The organism is Micromonospora mirobrigensis, assembly GCF_900091555.1.
Classification (GTDB): domain Bacteria; phylum Actinomycetota; class Actinomycetes; order Mycobacteriales; family Micromonosporaceae; genus Micromonospora; species Micromonospora mirobrigensis.
On the sequence record NZ_FMCX01000010.1, the window covers coordinates 27798 to 43891 of the forward strand.

At 73.2% G+C, this 16094-nt stretch carries 15 protein-coding genes and 1 tRNA gene; 5 read left to right on the top strand and 11 right to left on the bottom strand.

Annotated features, from left to right (window positions below; all coding sequences use genetic code 11):
* Positions 1–26 precede the first annotated feature (26 nt).
* The 7 genes from GA0070564_RS25570 to GA0070564_RS25600 all read right to left on the bottom strand — a co-directional run bounded on the left by GA0070564_RS25570 (position 27) and on the right by GA0070564_RS25600 (position 5272).
* Positions 27–98: transfer RNA gene (locus tag GA0070564_RS25570), tRNA-Val, on the bottom strand.
* A gap of 82 nt (positions 99–180) precedes the next feature.
* Positions 181–648: a peroxiredoxin gene (locus GA0070564_RS25575; RefSeq protein WP_091614326.1), complete on the bottom strand. Its 468-nt coding sequence runs from the start codon at positions 646–648 to the stop codon at positions 181–183.
* A gap of 81 nt (positions 649–729) precedes the next feature.
* Positions 730–1167: a DUF3052 domain-containing protein gene (locus GA0070564_RS25580; RefSeq protein ID WP_091614331.1), complete on the bottom strand. Its 438-nt coding sequence runs from the start codon at positions 1165–1167 to the stop codon at positions 730–732.
* Between the two features lie 112 nt (positions 1168–1279).
* On the bottom strand, positions 1280–3766 hold the full coding sequence (locus GA0070564_RS25585; RefSeq protein ID WP_425412537.1) for a transketolase C-terminal domain-containing protein: 2487 nt from the start codon (positions 3764–3766) through the stop codon (positions 1280–1282).
* Positions 3767–3938: 172 nt separating this feature from the next.
* The gene (locus GA0070564_RS25590; RefSeq protein WP_091614339.1) at positions 3939–4412 is read right to left on the bottom strand and encodes a MarR family winged helix-turn-helix transcriptional regulator; all 474 of its coding nucleotides are present in this window, start codon (positions 4410–4412) and stop codon (positions 3939–3941) included.
* Between the two features lie 171 nt (positions 4413–4583).
* The gene (locus tag GA0070564_RS25595; RefSeq protein ID WP_176730839.1) at positions 4584–4988 is read right to left on the bottom strand and encodes a YjbQ family protein; all 405 of its coding nucleotides are present in this window, start codon (positions 4986–4988) and stop codon (positions 4584–4586) included.
* Between the two features lie 23 nt (positions 4989–5011).
* Positions 5012–5272 carry a hypothetical protein gene (locus GA0070564_RS25600; protein ID WP_091614347.1) on the bottom strand — a complete coding sequence of 87 codons (261 nt, stop codon included), beginning with the start codon at positions 5270–5272 and terminating at the stop codon, positions 5012–5014.
* A gap of 178 nt (positions 5273–5450) precedes the next feature.
* Between GA0070564_RS25600 and aceE the strand changes: the two genes are divergently transcribed.
* A complete protein-coding gene (aceE, locus tag GA0070564_RS25605) occupies positions 5451–8195 on the top strand; it encodes a pyruvate dehydrogenase (acetyl-transferring), homodimeric type (RefSeq protein WP_091614352.1) in 2745 nt (914 codons plus the stop codon).
* 136 nt (positions 8196–8331) lie between these two features.
* Here the strand turns inward: aceE and GA0070564_RS25610 are convergent, their stop codons facing one another.
* Positions 8332–8778: an SRPBCC family protein gene (locus GA0070564_RS25610; protein WP_091614356.1), complete on the bottom strand. Its 447-nt coding sequence runs from the start codon at positions 8776–8778 to the stop codon at positions 8332–8334.
* 201 nt (positions 8779–8979) lie between these two features.
* Here GA0070564_RS25610 and GA0070564_RS25615 point away from each other — a divergent pair, with 201 nt between their 5' ends.
* Genes GA0070564_RS25615 through gltX form a run of 3 tightly spaced genes read left to right on the top strand, consistent with a single transcriptional unit; the run spans position 8980 to position 13025 of the window.
* Positions 8980–10293, top strand: coding sequence for a GH1 family beta-glucosidase (locus GA0070564_RS25615; RefSeq protein ID WP_091614360.1), 1314 nt, complete (start codon positions 8980–8982; stop codon positions 10291–10293).
* Positions 10290–11567, top strand: a complete 1278-nt coding sequence (locus tag GA0070564_RS25620; protein ID WP_091614363.1) for an MFS transporter — start codon at positions 10290–10292, stop codon at positions 11565–11567. Before GA0070564_RS25615 ends, GA0070564_RS25620 begins: the two co-directional genes overlap by 4 nt.
* 48 nt (positions 11568–11615) lie before the next feature.
* Positions 11616–13025, top strand: coding sequence for a glutamate--tRNA ligase (gene gltX, locus GA0070564_RS25625; protein WP_091614366.1), 1410 nt, complete (start codon positions 11616–11618; stop codon positions 13023–13025).
* A 137-nt stretch (positions 13026–13162) separates the two neighbouring features.
* Here gltX and GA0070564_RS25630 read toward each other — a convergent pair whose 3' ends face one another.
* Complete coding sequence (locus GA0070564_RS25630) at positions 13163–13765, bottom strand: copper resistance CopC family protein (protein WP_245670249.1); 603 nt, start codon at positions 13763–13765, stop codon at positions 13163–13165.
* Positions 13766–14041: 276 nt separating this feature from the next.
* Between GA0070564_RS25630 and GA0070564_RS25635 the strand changes: the two genes are divergently transcribed.
* Complete coding sequence (locus GA0070564_RS25635) at positions 14042–14707, top strand: hypothetical protein (RefSeq protein ID WP_091614707.1); 666 nt, start codon at positions 14042–14044, stop codon at positions 14705–14707.
* Between the two features lie 19 nt (positions 14708–14726).
* On the opposite strand, the gene GA0070564_RS25640 is transcribed toward GA0070564_RS25635, so the two are convergent.
* Positions 14727–15653 carry an NADP-dependent oxidoreductase gene (locus GA0070564_RS25640; protein WP_218105000.1) on the bottom strand — a complete coding sequence of 309 codons (927 nt, stop codon included), beginning with the start codon at positions 15651–15653 and terminating at the stop codon, positions 14727–14729.
* A gap of 36 nt (positions 15654–15689) precedes the next feature.
* Entirely contained in the window at positions 15690–16010 is a 321-nt protein-coding gene (locus GA0070564_RS25645) for a hypothetical protein (RefSeq protein WP_091614377.1), read from the bottom strand.
* Between the last annotated feature and the right edge of the window lie 84 nt (positions 16011–16094).

Genomic DNA, 16094 nt, shown 5'->3' on the forward strand with positions numbered 1-16094 from the left:
TGACAGAGCACGTCGGTGGTGAAGGGTGGGCGCGGCAGGTTTCGAACCTGCGACCCCTCGCTTGTAAGGCGAGTGCTCTCCCACTGAGCTACGCGCCCGGAACGCCCGTTCGGCGGGCCGGAGGCTGGCCAGCTTACCTGCCCGCCTCCGGCCCGGTCGAACGAGTACCGGTCGAACGGGTCAGGCCGCGACCGCGTCGGCGAGCGCCTTGCGCCAGCCCTGCTGGTCGCGGGCCTCACCCGGCATGTTCATCTCGGCGAAGCGGACCACGCCGGCCTTGTCGATGACGAAGGTGCCCCGGTTGGCGATGCCGGCGACGTCGTTGAAGACGCCGTACGCCTGGGCGACCGCCCCGTGCGGCCAGAAGTCGGCCAGCAGCGGGAACTGGTAGCCCTCCTTCTCGGCCCAGATCTTGTGCGAGTAGACGGAGTCCACGCTGACGGTGAGGACCTGGACGTCGTCGTTGACGTACTCGTTGAGGTTGTCCCGCACCTCGCAGAGCTCGCCGGAGCAGATGCCGGTGAAGGCCAGCGGGTAGAAGACCAGCAGCACGGTGCGCTCGCCGCGGAAGTCCGACAGCCGGACCTCCTGGTTGTTCTGGTCCTTGAGCACGAAGTCCGGCGCCTCGGCGCCAACCTCGATCGGCATGCGAACTCCTCGGTTCGGGTCAGGGGTGGGATCAGCCTGCCACACCCGACGGCCGGGGCCGCCGGGAGCGCACGCGGGTGGTTACTTCTTGTTCTTGGAGCCGCGGCGCAGCACGAGGCGGGCGCCGCTCCAGTCCCGGCCGGCGTTGATCGTGGAGGTCTGCTGGAGGCCGGCGGTCTGCGCGGACTCCGCGACCTCGCTCGGCTCGACGTGCCCGTCCCGCCCGGCCTTGGGCGTCAGGAGCCACACCACACCGGCGTCGGCCAGCGGGCCGAGGGCGTCGACGAGCAGCTCGAACAGATCACCGTCGCCGTCCCTGTACCACACCAGCACGGCGTCGACCACCTCGTCGGTGTCCTCGTCGACAAGTTCTCCACAGCGGTCGGTCAGGGCGTCCCGGAGATCCTGGTCGACGTCTTCGTCGTACCCCATCTCCATGACGACCATCCCCGGCTCGATCCCGAACCGGTCCGCCAGGCTGCGTACCCCGTCGGCGGCCTGACCAGCGGTCGCGCTCACTGTCGCGTGCCTCCTCATCTCATCCCTGCTCGCGGCGTCGTTGCGACACCGTCAGGCAAAGTCCACACACCAATCCCGCCGGATGCAAGTGGCGCACCGGGTGGAACGGAATTTACCGTGCCAGCAGCGTACGGGCACCCTGGGTAATGGCTTCCTCGGAGACCAGAACCTGACGCGCCGCCGGACCTAATGGTACAAACGAGTCGACTCCGGCTACCCTCCGCACGGCCCCGACGAAGCCGCCGTCGACCAGCGCGGCGATGATCCCCTCACCCACCCCACCGGAGCGGCGGGTCTCGTCGACGACCAGCACCCGCCCGGTCGCCGTGGCCTCCCGGACCACGTCCGCCACCGGCAACGGGGCCAGCCAGCGCAGATCCACCACGCGGGAGCCGATCCCCTCGTCGGCGAGGGTCGCCGCCGCCCGCAACGACATCCGTACCCCGTTGCCGAAGGTGACGATCGTGACGTCCTCGGCCGAGCCCACCCCGTACACCCGGGCCCGGCCGACCGGCACGTGCCCGGCGGACCAGGCGCCCGGCTCGGCGTAGCCGGCGAGCCACTCCTCGTCACCGTCCGTGTACAGGTCGCGGGTGTGGTAGAGCGCGATCGGCTCCAGGAAGACGCAGACCGTGCCGTCCACCGCCGCGCTGGCCAGGCAGGTCCGCAGCAGCGGCGCGGCGTCGTCCGGCCGCGCCGGCACCGCGACCACCAGACCCGGGACGTCCCGGAGTACGGCCACCGAGTTGTCGTTGTGGAAGTGCCCGCCGAACCCCTCCTGGTACGCCAGCCCGGCGACCCGCACCACCATCGGGTTGCGGAACGCGCCCCGGGAGAAGAACTGCATCGTCGCCGCCTCGCCGCGCAGCTGGTCCTCGGCGTTGTGCAGGTACGCCAGGTACTGGATCTCCGGCACCGGCAGCATCCCGGCCAGCCCGGCGCCCAGCCCGAGCCCCAGGATCGAGGTCTCGTCGAGCAGCGTGTCGAAGACCCGGGCCGCGCCGAACCTGTCCCGCAGCCCCTTGGTCACCCCGTACACCCCGCCCTTGGCGGCGACGTCCTCGCCGAAGAGGGCGAGCTGCGGATGGTCCAGCATGGCGTCGGCGAGCGCGGCGTTGATGCTCTGCGCGAGGGTCAGCGGGCCGGCCAGCTCCGGCGGCTTGCCGCCGAACGCCTCGGTGCGTGCCCCCGCCCCCGGACCGGCGGCCCGGGCCGCCGCGTCGGCCACCGCCCGGGACACCCGGACCGGCCGTCGGGGCGCCAGCGGGGCGACCACGTCCGCCGCGGCGGTCAGCTTCGGCTCGGCGAGCACCTCCTCGGCGACCCGGCGGACCTGCCAGCCCCGCTCGTCGTAGCGGGTCAGCAGCTCGGTAGGGGTGGCCGTCCCGGCCGAGACCAGCAGCCGGGCGGTGGCGAGCAGCGGATCGCCGGCCAGGTCGGCGGCGATCTCCTCGACCCCCCGGTACGCGGACTCCACGTCGGCCCCGGCGTGCCCCATCAGCCGTACCGTGCCCAGGTGCAGCACCGCCGGGCGGCGGTGCCGGCGTACCCAGGCCGCCGCCTCGGCCGCCACCGCGTACGTGCCGACCGGGTCGGTGCCGTCGGCGGCGAAGTAGCGGATGCCGGGCTTGGACCGGAGCGCCGTCGCCACCCAGCCCTCCGGCGAGCGGACGCTGATGCCCAGGCCGTTGTCCTCGCAGACGAAGAGCACCGGGATCCGCAGCCCGGTGTGGTCGTACCAGCCGGCGGTGTTCAGCGCGGCGGTGGCGCTGGCATGGTTGACGGAGGCATCGCCGAACGAGCAGACCACGATCGCGTCGGGCGGCCACGGCGAGCGCGCCGCCACGGGCTCCCCGGCCACCCCGCCGCGCCGCCCCGCCCCGTCGAGGCGGCGCAGCCGTTCCAGGGCGAGGCCCATCCCGACCGCGCGCGGCAGATGCGAGGCGATGGTGGAGGTGGTCGGCACGACGGCCAGGTCGGCCCGGCCGAAGACCTTGTGCCGCCCACCGGCGATCGGCTCCTGCGCGGAGGCCACCATGCCCCGCAGCACGTCCCGGGCCGCCTCCGTGTACGCGTCCTCGGCCCCCTCGGCCGGCGCGGGGGTGGGGGCGACGACCGCCTCGCCGGCCGCGTCGACGGCGATCGGGACGCCGGGCGGCGCCACCCGCGCCCGGTCCCCGTCCCGCGCCGGTCCCGCCGCGCCGTCCGCCTCCGCCGGCCCGCCGTCGTGGACGGTGCCGGCATCGTGGGCGGTTCCGGTGTCTCGGGTGGTTCCGGGCGGCCGGGTGGAGGGCTCCAGGGTTCCGGCCGACGGCCCGGAGGTGTCGGTGGGCTCGGCGCCCCCGCTGGGCTCGGTGTCCCCGCTGTGGTCGGCGGCCGCCTGGGCGGCGCGGAGGCAGTAGAAGGCGCCGGAGCGGTAGTGCAGCAGGGCGGGATCGGTGGGGCGCAGGGCTGCGGCCACCGCCGCGTTGCTCTCGTGGCCGGCCGAGCCGATGGTGTAGAAGCCCTCACCGAAGCTGCGCAGCCAGCGCCCGGCCAGGTCGAGCTGGCGGCTGGTGACCTGGGCGTCGAAGATCTCCAGCAGCTGCTGCCCGGTCAGCGCGGCGCCGTCGGCGACCGGCTCGCCCCGGTCCCGTGGCTGCGGCGCGGCGGCGAGGGCGGCCAGGGTCTCCCGGAACCGGTCGTCGAGATCTTGCGGCGTGGTCACGTCGGACAGCATTACCGAATCGGGGCCCGGTCGCCCAGTTGGACACGAACCGGGCCGGTCCGGATCAGCGCGGACCGCACTCCTGCGGGCAGCCGCCGTCGGAAACCTTCCACACCAGCTCACGCAGGGTGGCCAGCTCGTCCGGGGTGAGCCCGGCGAGCAGTCGGGAGTCGGACATCACCCGGCGTACCCGGTCCCGCATCGCCCGGCCCGCCTCGGTGACCACCAGGGTCTTCTGCCGGCGGTCGGCCCGGTCGACCCGGCGTTCCACCAGGCCGGCGCGTTCGAGCTTGTCCACCAGGGCGGTGACGTTGGACCGGTCGCAGCGCAGCTGCTCGGCGAGGTCCCGGGCCGGCAGCGGGCGGTCCGGGTCCAGTTCGTCGAGGGCGCGGGCGACGGCCGGGGTCAGGCCCAGGGCGGCGATCTCCTCGTCCTGGTAGTGCCGCATCGCCGACGCGACGTGCATGATCCGGCGCACGGTGTCCCCGGCCAGCCCGGCACGGCCGGTCGCGGCGGCTCCGGCGGAGGGGAGGGTCATGCCTCGATCCTACGTCCGGGTCCACCGGTCGACGATCTACACCGCTGCGGGCCGACGCGGCGGAAAGCTCCGGCAACCGTCGTCTCGCCGTCACCTGCCGGCCGTCCACCAGACCTACGACCGCCGACGGCCTGACCCGGTCCCGGGCCGGGGCGCCGCCCCGGCCCGGGCTCAGCCGGGCAGGAAGGAGAAGCGGACCTGGCGGGACGGGTTGTCGCCGTTGGGGTCGACCAGGCAGACCGACTGCCAGGTGCCGAGCTGGAGCCGGCCGCCGAGCACCGGCAGGGTGGCGTACGGCGGGACGAAGGCGGGCAGCACGTGGTCGCGCCCGTGCCCGGGTGAGCCGTGCCGGTGCCGCCAGCGGTCGTCGGTGGGGAGCAGGTCGTCGATCGCCCGCAGCAGGTCGTCGTCGGAGCCGGCGCCGGTCTCGATGACGGCGAGGCCGGCGGTGGCGTGCGGCACGAAGACGTGCAGCAGCCCGTCGCCCTGCCCGGAGACGAACCGCTCGGCCTCGGCCGTGATGTCCAGGACGGTCGGCCGGGAGCCGGTCCGGACGGTGATCACCTCACTGCGCATACGGCGCATTCTGCCGCAACCGCTCAGGAACCGCCGCCGGTCGGACCCGCGCACCGGTCGCCCCCGGGCCCGTCCGTCCAGCCACCCTCCGGCCAGCCGGGCCCGGCCAGGCCGGGCCGGCCCGGGGAGAGCAGGCCGTTCAGGCCGACCGCGAGCAGCACCAGCCCGGGCAGCCCGACCGGCGCCGGGGCGAGGTACCCCCGGAAGAGCCCGACGAGGGAGACCACCAGCGCCGTCGTGCCGAGCAGCAGGGCGCCGGCGGCCAGGGCACGGCGCGCGGTCATGGCCCGACCCTAGAGGGCGGGCGCAACCCGCACGACGGGCGCGCGCGGAGCAGTGCAAAGTTACCCACGGGTACCTGTGTTGAGCGTCGCGTTGCGGGGAGCCAGAGGTGACGACGGGTGCCACCAGGGGGCAGGATGGCGCTAGAGACCTATCCCACACACAACCGAGGGAACGCCTGTGGCTACGGAACGCAAGCGCCCGGTGATCACCGCTGGTCTGCCGAGCCAGCTTCCGGACATCGACCCTGAAGAGACCAGCGAATGGGTCGAGTCACTCGACGGTGTCATCGACGAACGCGGAACCAAACGCGCTCGATACGTCATGCTGCGCCTGCTCGAGCGGGCGCGCGAGCGCCAGGTCGGGGTGCCGTCCCTGACCACCACCGACTACATCAACACGATCGCCCCGGAGCAGGAGCCCTGGTTCCCGGGTGACGAGCACATCGAGCGGCGGCTGCGCGCCTACATCCGGTGGAACGCCGCCATGCTGGTGCACCGGGCGCAGCGCCCGGAGATCGGCGTCGGCGGGCACATCTCCACCTTCGCCAGCTCCGCCTCGCTCTACGAGGTGGGCTTCAACCACTTCTTCCGCGGCAAGGACCACCCGGGCGGCGGCGACCACATCTACTACCAGGGTCACGCCTCCCCCGGCATGTACGCGCGGGCGTTCCTGGAGGGGCGGCTCAGCGCCGACCAGCTCGACGGCTTCCGGCAGGAACTCTCCCACCCGGGCGGCGGGCTGCCGTCGTACCCGCACCCGCGGCTGATGCCGGACTTCTGGGAGTTCCCCACCGTCTCCATGGGCCTCGGCCCGCTGAACGCGATCTACCAGGCCCGGTTCAACCGGTACCTGCACCACCGCGGCATCAAGGACACCTCCCAGCAGCACGTCTGGGCGTTCCTCGGCGACGGCGAGATGGACGAGGTCGAGTCGCTCGGCGCGATCGGCGTGGCCGCCCGCGAGGAGCTGGACAACCTCACCTTCGTGATCAACTGCAACCTCCAGCGGCTGGACGGGCCGGTCCGCGGCAACGGCAAGGTCATGCAGGAGCTGGAGGCGTTCTTCCGGGGCGCCGGCTGGAACGTCATCAAGGTGGTCTGGGGCCGCGAGTGGGACCCGCTGCTCGCCGCGGACACCGACGGCGCGCTGGTCAACCTGATGAACACCACGCCCGACGGTGACTACCAGACCTACAAGGCTGAGTCCGGGGCGTACGTCCGGGAGCACTTCTTCGGCCGTGACCAGCGGACCCGCAAGATGGTCGAGGGGCTCACCGACGACGAGATCTGGAACCTCAAGCGGGGTGGCCACGACTACCGCAAGCTCTACGCGGCCTACAAGGCGGCCACGGAGCACACCGGCCAGCCGACCGTCATCCTGGCGAAGACCATCAAGGGTTGGACGCTGGGCTCGCACTTCGAGGGCCGCAACGCCACCCACCAGATGAAGAAGCTGACGCTGGAGGACCTCAAGCTCTTCCGCGACCGGCTCTACCTGGACATCCCGGACAAGGCTCTGGAGGAGAACCCGTACCTCCCGCCGTACTACACCCCGGGCGAGAAGTCCGAGGAGATCGCCTACCTCAAGGAGCGGCGCGCGCAGCTGGGCGGCTACCTGCCCTCGCGTAACACCGCCCGCAAGACCCTGGCGATCCCGGGCAAGGAGCGGTTCGCCGACGTCAAGCGCGGCTCGGGCAAGCAGAAGGTGGCCACCACGATGGCCTTCGTCCGCCTGCTCAAGGACGTGATGAAGGACAAGGAGTTCGGCAGGCGCTGGGTGCCGATCATCCCGGACGAGGCCCGCACCTTCGGCATGGACTCGCTCTTCCCGACCCAGAAGATCTACTCGCCGCACGGCCAGCGGTACACCTCCGTCGACCGGGAGCTGTTCCTGTCGTACAAGGAGTCGACCACCGGCCAGATCCTGCACGAGGGGATCAACGAGGCCGGCTCGGTGGCGTCGTTCACCGCCGCCGGCACGTCGTACGCCACCCACGGCGAGCCGATGATCCCGCTGTACATCTTCTACTCGATGTTCGGCTTCCAGCGCACCGGCGACGGGTTCTGGGCGGCGGCCGACCAGATGGCGCGGGGCTTCGTGCTCGGCGCGACCGCCGGTCGCACCACCCTCAACGGTGAGGGCCTCCAGCACGAGGACGGCCACTCGCTGCTGCTCGCCGCCACCAACCCGGCGGTGGTCGCGTACGACGCGGCGTTCGCCTTCGAGCTGGCCCACATCATGGAGGCCGGCCTGCACCGGATGTACGGCGAGGAGCAGGAGAACATCTTCTACTACCTCACCGTCTACAACGAGCCGATCCACCAGCCGGCCGAGCCGGACGGTGTGGACGTCGAGGGGCTGCTCAAGGGCATCTACCGCTACTCCCCCGCCCCGGCGGTGGACGGCGACGCGCCGCGGGCCAACATCCTGGCCTCCGGCACCGGCATGCAGTGGGCCCTCAAGGCCCAGCAGCTGCTGGCCCAGGACTGGGGGGTGGCCGCCGACGTCTGGTCGGTGACCTCCTGGACCGAGCTGCGCCGCGACGCGGTCGAGTGCGAGGAGTACAACCTCCTCAACCCGGGCAGCGAGCCGCGGGTGCCGTACGTCGCGCAGAAGCTGGCCGACGCGGACGGCCCGAAGGTCGCGGTCAGCGACTGGATGCGCGCGGTGCCGGACCTGGTCGCCCGCTGGGTCCCCGGTGACTACACCTCGCTGGGCACGGACGGTTTCGGCATGTCCGACACCCGGCACGCGCTGCGCCGGCACTTCCACGTCGACGCCGAGTCGGTGGTGGTGGCGACGCTGCGGCAGCTCGCCGTGCGCAAGGCGGTGCCGGCGAACGTGCCGGCCGAGGCCGCCAAGAAGTACGCGTTGGACGACGTGAACGCCGCCCCGGTCGGCGAGACCGGCGGCGACAGCTAGGTCGTAGGGAAGGGCCCCTTCTCAACGCCTCAGGCAGAGGCGGGGCCCCCGGTCAACACAGCGACGGCGGTCCGGTGCCCCTGGCGGGGACGCCGGACCGCCGTCGTCGCGGGTGACGCCGCAGGACGTGCCTCGCTCAGCCGACGGCGGCCAGGTCGGTGAGCCGGGCCAGCGAGTCCTCCAGGTCGGCGCCGACCCGACGCAGGCCGAGCCGCAGCAACGCGGCCTTGACCGGGCCGGCCGGCCAGCGTACGACGATGAGGCGGACGATCGTCCCGCCCTCCTCCTCGTCTCCGGTGAGTTGGACGTAGATCTCGGTGCGCGCCTCGGCCCGGGCGCCGGCGCCCTTGGCCCGCTCCCGCCAGCCGATCAGGGTCGGCTCCTGGTAGGCGATCACCTCGGCCTCGTGTGCCGCGCCCCGCCCGGCCTGGACGCGTTGTCGCCGGCCGAAGCCCTCCCCGGAGAGCACCTCCGCCGCGCGGACCCCGGCGAGCCAGGCGGGCAACTGCTCCGCCCGCTGCACGACGTCCCAGACCACTTCGATCGGCGCCACCACGTGCGCACTGCGTTCCACGAGGATCATTTCTTTCTTTCCCCCACTTAAAACACATCCGCGATATTCGGCACTGTATGCGCTAAATCGGACTTACCGGGACGGGTTCGGAAAAGACACGCCGAAAACCCTTGCGCGCCGGATGCCCGGCGGCCTATGGCGAAACGGCGTCCCGCGCCCTAGAGTCCCGAGCACGATTCGCGTTCTCCGGGAGGGTGGATGACCACACCGATGCCCGAGTTCCCCGCCGGTTTCCGGTGGGGCGTCTCCACCTCCGCCCACCAGATCGAGGGCGCGGCGCGGGAGGACGGCCGGGGGCCGTCCATCTGGGACACCTTCGCGCACTCCCCCGGCCGGATCGTCGACGGCAGCACCGGCGACGTCGCCTGCGACCACTACCACCGGTACGCCCACGACGTCGCGCTCCTGGCCGACCTCGGGGTGTCGGCGTACCGGTTCTCAATCGCCTGGCCGCGGGTGCAGCCCACCGGCGCCGGCGCGGCCAACCCCGCCGGTGTGGCCTTCTACGACCGGCTGGTCGACGCGCTGCTGGAGCGGGACGTCGACCCGGTGGCCACCCTCTTCCACTGGGACCTACCGCAGGCCCTGGAGGACGCCGGCGGCTGGCTCAACCGGGACACCGCCGCCCGCTTCGCCGAGTACGCCGACCTGGTCGCCGCCCGGCTCGGCGACCGGGTGAAGCTCTGGATCACCCTCAACGAACCGTTCGTCCACATGAGCCTCGGGCACGGCATGGGCGTGCACGCCCCCGGCCGGATGCTGCTCTTCGACGCCTTCCCGGTCGCCCACCACCAGCTGCTCGGCCACGGGCTCGCGGTCTCCGCGCTGCGCGCCCGCACTAGCAGCCCGGTCGCCATCGCCAACAACTATTCACCGGTGCGGGTGCTCGGCGACACCGACGCCGACCGGGTGGCCGGCGCGGCGTACGACGCGCTGCACAACCGGCTCTTCACCGACCCGCTGCTGCGGCTCGGCTACCCGCAGGGGCAGGACTTCGACCCGGGCGTGGTGCGCGACGGCGACCTCGACGTGATCGCCGCCCCGATCGACGTGCTCGGGGTGAACTACTACAACCCCACCGGCGTACGGGCCGCCGAGGAGGGCTCGCCGCTGCCCTTCGAGATCGTGCCGCTGGACGGCTACCCGCGGACCGCCTTCGACTGGCCGGTGGCCCCGGACGGGCTGCGCGAGCTGCTGGTCGGGCTCCGGGACCGCTACGGCGACCGGCTGCCGCCGATCCAGGTCACCGAGAGCGGCTGCGCCTACGACGACGTGCCCGACGCCGACGGGCGGGTGCACGACCCGGAGCGGATCGCGTACCTGGACGGGCACCTGCGGGCGGTCCGCGAGGCGATCGACGCCGGGGTGGACGTCACCGGGTACTTCGTCTGGTCGCTGCTGGACAACTGGGAGTGGGCCGAGGGGTTCACCAAACGCTTCGGGCTGGTGCACGTCGACTACCCGACGCAGCGGCGTACGCCCAAGTCGTCGTACGCCTGGTTGCGGGACCTGATCCGGCCATGACCACGGTGGACCCGACGCCGGCGTCGCTGCCGGCGGCGCTCGCCGAACCCACCGTGCCGGTCCGGCGGAGCTGGATCGCGTTGATCTTCGCGGCCAACCTGGGCGTCTGGATGGCGTTCTTCACCCCGATCCAGGTGCTGCTGCCGCAGCAGGTCGAACGGATCGCGCCGGGCGACAAGGAGGCGATGCTCGCCGTCGTCACCGGCCTCGGCGCGCTCGCCGCCGTGCTGGCCAACCCGCTCGCCGGCGCGCTCTCCGACCGTACGGCGATCCGGCTGGCCGGCCGGCACCTCGGCCGGCGGCACGTCTGGACCGCCTCCGGCGCGGTGCTCGGGGCGCTGGCCCTGGTGCTGCTCGCCCGGCAGGAGAGCATCGCCGGGGTGGCGCTGGGCTGGGTCGCCGCGCAGGTCTGCTTCAACGCCATGCTGGCCAGCCTCACCGCCGCCATCCCCGACCGGGTGCCGGTCGTGCAGCGCGGCGGGGTCTCCGGCTGGGTGGGCATCCCGCAGGCGCTCGGGCTGGTGCTCGGCGCGGTGCTGGTCACCGCCGTGGTCACCGGCAACGCCGCCGGGTACACGGCGATCGCCGGCGCGATGCTGCTGCTGTCGCTGCCGTTCGCCCTGCTCACCGCGGACGACCCGCTGCCCCGCGAGCACCGCCCGGCGCTGCGCTGGCGGGCGCTGGTCGCGTCGATGTGGATCGACCCACGCCGGCACCCCGACTTCGCCTGGGCCTGGATCACCCGGTTCCTGGTGCAGCTCGGCAACGCCCTGGGCACCCTCTACCTGCTCTACTTCCTCACCGACGGGGTCCGGGTCGCCGACCCCGAGGGTGGGCTGCTGGTGCTGATCCTGCTCTACACGCTCGGGATGATCCTCACCGCCGTGGTCGCCGGCCGGCTCTCCGACCGGTCCGGGCGGCGGAAGGTCTTCGTGATCACCTCCGGCGCGATCATGGCGGTGGCCGCGCTGCTGCTGGCCGTCGCGCCGGTCTGGCCGATGGCGGTCGCCGCCGCGCTGCTGCTCGGCGCCGGCTACGGCGTCTACCTGGCCGTGGACGCGGCGCTCATCACCCAGGTGCTGCCGGCGGCCACCGACCGGGCCAAGGACCTCGGGGTGATCAACATCGCGAACTCCGCGCCGCAGGTCCTCGGCCCCGCGCTCTCCGCGCCGATCGTGGTGCACCTGGGCGGATACCCGACCCTGTACGCGGCCACCGCGGCGGTCACCGTGCTCGGCAGCGCCCTGGTGCTGAAGATCAGATCCGTGCCCTGACCGGCCCCCTCGCGGAAACGGCTGGCCGCCGCCCGTAGGCTGGAGGACGTGACGGTACGTGTGCGCTTCGCCCCCTCCCCGACCGGTATGTTCCACGTCGGCGGGGCCCGCTCGGCCCTGCAGAACTGGATCTACGCCAAGCAGCAGGGCGGGGTGTTCGTGCTCCGCATCGAGGACACCGACGCGGCCCGCAACAGGCCCGAGTGGACCGAGGGCATCCTCTCCGCGCTCGACTGGATCGGCATCGAGCGGGGCGGCTACGAGGGCCCGTACTTCCAGTCGCAGAACGCCGGCGAGCACCGCGCCGCCGCCCAGCGCCTCCACGAGGCCGGCCGGGCCTACTACTGCGACTGCACCCGCGAGGACGTGCAGGCGCGGACCGGCTCCCAGTACCAGGGCTACGACGGCTACCACCGTGACAGGGGCCTCGGCCCGGGCGAGGGGCGGGCGCTGCGCTTCCGTACGCCCGACGAGGGCGTGACCGTGGTCGTCGACCTGGTCCGCGGCGAGCCGACCTTCGAGAACAAGCTGATCGAGGACTTCGTCATCGCCCGCGGCGACGGGTCGCCGGTCTTCCTGCTCGCCAACGTGGTCGACGACATGACCATGGGAATCACCCACGTGATCCGGGCCGAGGAGCACCTGCCCAACACCCCGAAGCAGCAGCTGCTCTGGGACGCCCTCGGGGTGAAGCCGCCGATCTGGGCGCACGTGCCGGTGGTGGTCAACGAGAAGCGGCAGAAGCTGTCCAAGCGGCGGGACAAGGTCGCCCTGGAGGCGTACAAGGACGAGGGCTACCTCGCCGGCGCGATGCGCAACTACCTGATGCTGCTCGGCTGGGCGCCGTCGGGCGACCGGGAGATCGTGCCCTGGTCGGTCATCGAGGACGAGTTCCGGCTCGACGAGGTCAACCCCTCGCCGGCCTTCTTCGACGAGAAGAAGCTGCGCGCCTTCAACGGCGAGTACATTCGCGCCCTGGGCGTCGACGAGTTCGTCGCCGCCTGCCAGCCGTGGCTGACCGGCACCGACACCATCGCCCCGCCGCCGTGGCAGCCGGAGGAGTTCGACGCCGAGGCGTTCGCCGCCGTCGCGCCGCTGGCCCAGACCCGGATCGCGGTGCTCAGCGAGATCGTGCCGAACGTCGACTTCCTCTTCCTGGCCTCGCCGCTGATCGACGAGGCGGCCTGGGCCAAGGCGATGAAGGAGGGCGCGGCCGACCTGCTGGACGCCGCCATCGCGGCGTTCGAGGCGCTGGCGACCTGGGACGCCGAGTCGCTGAAGTCGACGCTGGAGGCGGTCGGCGCCGAGCGGGGGCTCAAGCTGGGCAAGGCGCAGGCCCCGGTCCGGGTGGCGGTCACCGGCCGCACGGTCGGGCTGCCGCTCTTCGAGTCCCTCGAGGTGCTCGGCCGCGAGCGGACCCTCACCCGGCTGCGCGCCGCCCGCGTCCGCCTGCCCTGACCACTGTCGGCCGGGTCCGACTGCCCGGGTCCCCGGTCGGGCCAGGTCGGGGTGCGACATGCCGCACCCCGGCCCGTCCGGGGCAGCTGAAGGCCCGACCTGCCGCGGGTCGGGCCGGTCCTCGACTCGTGGGCGGGTCAGCGGCGGCGACGTAGCGCCAGGAACACGGCGGCCAGGACGACCAACAGGACCACCGGGGCCAGCAGCCACGGCCAGGCCGCGCCGTCGTCGGAGGACGTGCCCGCGGCCGGGCTCCGGGTACCGGCGGAGGGCGGGGCACCGGCCACCGAGGACGGACCGGCGGCCGACGGCGAGGACGGAACCGCATCCGACGACGGTGCGGACGGCGCCGCCGAGGGGGAGGCGGCCGCGGTGGCCGACGACGAGGGCGGCTGGGCGGGCGTACCCGTGGTCAGGGTGAAACGGATCTCACCGCTGACCGGATGGCCGTCGGCCGACCCCACCCGGTAGCCGACGATGTAGAGCCCGGCCGCGCCGGCCTTGAACGGCACGGCGACCCGGCTGCCGGAGAAGGTGGGCGGACCACCGGCCGCCGGCACGTTGTCCGGCCCGGTCACGGTGATCTCCGTGTTGCCCGGGTCCACCTTCGACAGGAACCGCAGCTCGATCCGGGCCGGCGCGGTGGCCGCCCGGGCGCCGTTGGCCGGGACGCTGCCGGTGAACGAGTTGTGAGCGGCGGCCGGCGTGGCGGGCGACACCAGGAACACTCCGAGCGCCACGCCCAATACGACTAGCCAGGCACGCCCCGCGCGTGCAACCCTGCCCCCCATGAATCCCTCCGCAACGGTACGATCCGCCCGCCGGTCGGCGTGCTGATCCATTAGTCGGACCGGGATCGCAGATAGTTCCAAAAACTGTTCCAACATCTGCAACCGCGTGGCGTTCTGCTAAGTCTTTGAGGTGGGACCGGTCGTTTCGGGCCGGGCGGCCGCCGTCGACGAGACCCACACGTGACCGGCAGCAGGCCATCCATCGAACGGGGCGAGGAGGCGGCGATGGTCCGACGGATGAGGCGTCTGGCGGCGGTACTGGTCAGCGGGGTCGTTGCCGGGGCGCTCTCCCTGGGCCTGGCCGGTCCGGTGCGGGCCGATCCGGCCCACCCGGTGTCGCGGCCCGGCCCGGCGGCCGGCGTGGAGATCACCGGCGACGGGATGGACGAGCCGCTGCGGCTGCGCTCCCCCGACCAGCGCCCGCAGGTCCTCGCGATCATCGACCAGGTGGACTGGATCGACCGGGTCGCCCGACTCAAGGCGCCCGGCAAGTCCGGCCTGGGCCGTAAGTTCACCGTGGTGGTGCTCGTCGGCGAGAAGCGGGTCCGGACCTTCGACCTCTACCCGTTCGCCGACGGCGGGCCGCGGATCTTCCGCCCGGCCAAGCAGCCCGGCGCGCGGGTGGTCAACGCCGGGTGGTTCCTCGGCCGGCTCACCATGTCCGAGACGCTGCGCAGCGTCGGCGTGCCGGTCGAGCGGCAGTTCGACACCCTCTCCGGCGGCGTCGGCGGCGGCGAGCGGGTCATCCCGGAGGCCTTCGACCCCGCCCAGGACATCGACGACGCCCTCGGTGAGCTGCGCCGCCTGCTGCTGCTCAACGTCTCGGTGGTGGTGCTGATCACCTTCGGCATCGCCGGGATCGCGCTGCTGATCCGCCGCCGCACCCGCTGACCCGGGTCGGCCGCACCGCTCAGACCTCCAGGACCACCTTGCCGCGGACGTGTCCCGCCTCCACCAGGCGGTGCGCGTCCGCGGCGTCGTCCAGCGGGAAGGTCCGCTCCACGTGCACCGTCAACCGACCGGCGTCGACCAGCCCGGCGAGCAGGCTCAGGTCGGCCGTGGACGGCTTGCAGAAGACGTAGCTGCCGCCCAGGCGGGTGACGTGCTCCGGGTCGGCGGTCGAGACCAGCCGCGCCGGCCGGGACAGCAGCTCGGCCGAGACGTCGAGCGCCTCCCCGCCGAAGAGGTCCAGCGCCACGTCCACCCCGTCGGGCGCGACCGTGCGGACCCGGTCCAGCAGGCCCGGGCCGTACGTCACCGGCTCGGCCCCCAGGGAGCGGACGAAGTCGTGGTTGGCCTCGCTCGCCGTGCCGATCACCCGGGCCGCGCCGAGCGCCCGGGCGACCTGCACCGCCAGGTGCCCCACCCCGCCCGCCGCGCCGTGCACCAGCACGGTGTCCCCCGCGCCGGTACGCGCCAGCTGCAACGCCTGGTACGCGGTCAGCCCCGCCAGCGGCAGCCCGGCCGCCTGGGCCCAGGACGCCTGCACCGGCTTGTCGGCCAGTGACCGTTCCGGGGCGGGCACCAGCTCGGCGTACGTGCCGTGCTGGATGTCGTCGCGTCGGGCGTACCCGATCACCTCGTCCCCGACGGCGAACCCGGCGACCGCCGGTCCGGCCGCCTCGACGACGCCGGCCAGGTCCCAGCCGGGCACCAGCGGGAAGTGACCGGGGATCGCCGCGGCGAGGTGCCCCTCGCGGACCTTCCAGTCCACCGGGTTGACCCCGGCGGCGCGCACCCGCACCAGCACGGTGTCCGGGCCGACCGGTGGGTCGGGCAGCTGTCTCGGGAGGAGCTGCTCGGCCGGACCGTACCCGTCGATCGCGATCGCCTTCACCCTGCCCACGCTAGTGGGCGGAGGGCCACCGTGTGGTCAGCACCAGCGGCGCGGCGGCCGTTCCCGGCGGTTGCCGCGCTGGCGGGGGCGGACCGGGCCGTGCCGGTGCGCGCCGGCCCAGCCGGCCAGCTCGTTGCGGCAGCCCGCGGCGGCGGGCTCGGGCTCGGCGGCGGGCGGTTCGGCGCCACGCGGCCGGGGCACCGACGGCTCGTCCTCGGCCCGCCCGACGGTGGGCTCGGCCGGGAACGACGGTCCGGCCGGGCGGCGGTGGTGCTTGCCGCCGTTGGCGTGCTCGTGGTGGCCCGGGCGGCAGGACTCGCCCTGGGTGCAGCCGTGTTCGGCCTCCCCGTGCGCCATGCCGGCCTCCTCGCCTTCTCGCCGTTCACCCGCCGGGCGGTCGCCCCGACGTGCCCTGACACCGTACTGGCCGGCACCGACAGG